This window comes from Streptomyces sp. NPDC000151 (assembly GCF_040301705.1).
Classification (GTDB): Bacteria; Actinomycetota; Actinomycetes; order Streptomycetales; family Streptomycetaceae; genus Streptomyces.
The window spans coordinates 1-1,589 of the sequence record NZ_JBEPFC010000304.1 but is presented as its reverse complement, the minus strand read 5'-3'; the positions used below and the strand labels follow the sequence as shown (position 1 = coordinate 1,589).

At 77.9% G+C, this 1,589-nt stretch carries 1 protein-coding gene and 1 pseudogene; both read right to left on the bottom strand.

Annotated elements, in window-relative coordinates; all coding sequences use genetic code 11:
- Positions 1-664, bottom strand: a pseudogene (locus tag ABT381_RS35715) (SAV_2336 N-terminal domain-related protein); the annotation flags it as partial.
- A partial coding sequence (locus tag ABT381_RS35710; RefSeq protein WP_351602266.1) for an SAV_2336 N-terminal domain-related protein occupies positions 664-1,589 on the bottom strand: 926 nt, incomplete at its 5' end. The gene ABT381_RS35710 and the pseudogene ABT381_RS35715, both read right to left, overlap by 1 nt.

Sequence of the window (1,589 nt, the reverse complement as noted above, 5' to 3'; positions counted from 1 at the left end):
GCGCCTCGCGCAGCAGCGCCCGGCCGCCCTGCAGCTCCCACAGCCGCAGCAGGTTCTCCGCCAGCTCGCTCCACAGCGCGGTGTCGTTGCCGCGGTGCCGCTCGCGCTCGGTGGCGTGCCGCAGCAGCTGTACCGCGTCGAGGAGGTTCTGCACCATGCCGTCGGCGGCGAACCGCCGCACCAGCGCCTGGGAGCGGCGCACCGCCTCGGAGGACGCCGGGCCGCCGGGGCCCTCGTGCCCGTCGGTGGAGACGCTGCGCAGCGGGACGAACCGCTCCAGGACGTGCGCCGCGACCTCGGCGAACGGCTGCGGGGCCCGTAGGCCGGGCCCGTCGGCCTCCGGGTGGGCGCGCAGCCGCGCCGCCGACTCCGCGGCGTCCGCGCCCCGGTCGCCGGTGAGCTGCGCGATGGCGAGCGCGGGGAAGTTCGGTCCGCCCTTGCCGAACCGTTGCTCCACGTACGCGGAGCAGTGCTTGAGCACCAGCAGCGCCTCGTCCCTGCCGAGCGGTCCGAGCAGCACCTCCTGCACGCCCTTGACGAACTCGTACCAGGGGCCGCCGGCCGTCGACTCGCCGTCCGTGCGCGTCAGCAGCCCGCCGAGCAGCACCTCCGACAGCTCGGCAGGCCCCGTCCCGGGCAGCATCGTGCGCTGCACCAGCTGCATCACCGGCAGGCAGAGCGGGGCCGCGGCCAGATAGACGGCGAGCTGCGCCGCACCGGGCGAGGCGGCGCGGCGGAAGCGGGCGACGACCTCGGCGGCGGGCAGCGGGTCGCGGGGGCGCGCGGCGGGGGCCGGGGGCTGGTCGGCGCGGAGCCAGCCGACGGCGGGGGCACCTTGCCCGCGCCGGTACCGGAGAGCAGCCTGGCCCAGGCCGCGAGGGCGCCCGCGGTGGGCGGCAGTACGGGGACCGGCAGCGCGCCCCCGCCGGCCTGCGCGGTGTCGCCCGTGAAGTGCAGGGCCGTGGCGTAGGAGGGGCCCTCGCCGCGGCGCAGCGTCCCGTAGGAGACGGGCAGCCGGGTGCGGGACCACATGCGCTGCGGCAGCGGCTGGAGGACGGCGAGCGGGCCCTGCCGGGCGAGCCGGTGCAGCAGCCGGTGGGCGTGGCCGCTGCGCCACAGGGGGCCCGCGCAGTCGCTGACCAGGACGGTGACGCGGCGGCCCGTGGGGTCGCTGAGCTGGTCGGCCGAGCGTAACGGCGCGTGCGCCGCCTCGAAGCGGCGGGAGACCGCGGGGCGGCCGTCCGGACCCTGGTGCAGGAACTGCACCTGTACGTCGCGGAAGGCGCCCAACTGGGCGAAGACCTGCTGGAGTTCGTGGAGCAGCCGGTCCCAGACGCACATCGAGGAGGCCGCGTCCATCACCAGTTGCAGCGACGCCTCGGCCCGCGGCACCGCCCGGAACACCGGCATCACCAGCCCGCCCGAGCGCGCGCTGCGCTCCGCCGTCGCCGTCTCGTCCAGGACGTGCTGCACGGCGGGCGCCGCGCTGCGGTACCGCTGGAGGGGGCGCAGGGCGCGCTGGAGGGCGAGCAGGTCGGGCAGGGCGGGCGCGGCGGGCACGCCGACGGGCAGGCCGGTGCCGTACGGCC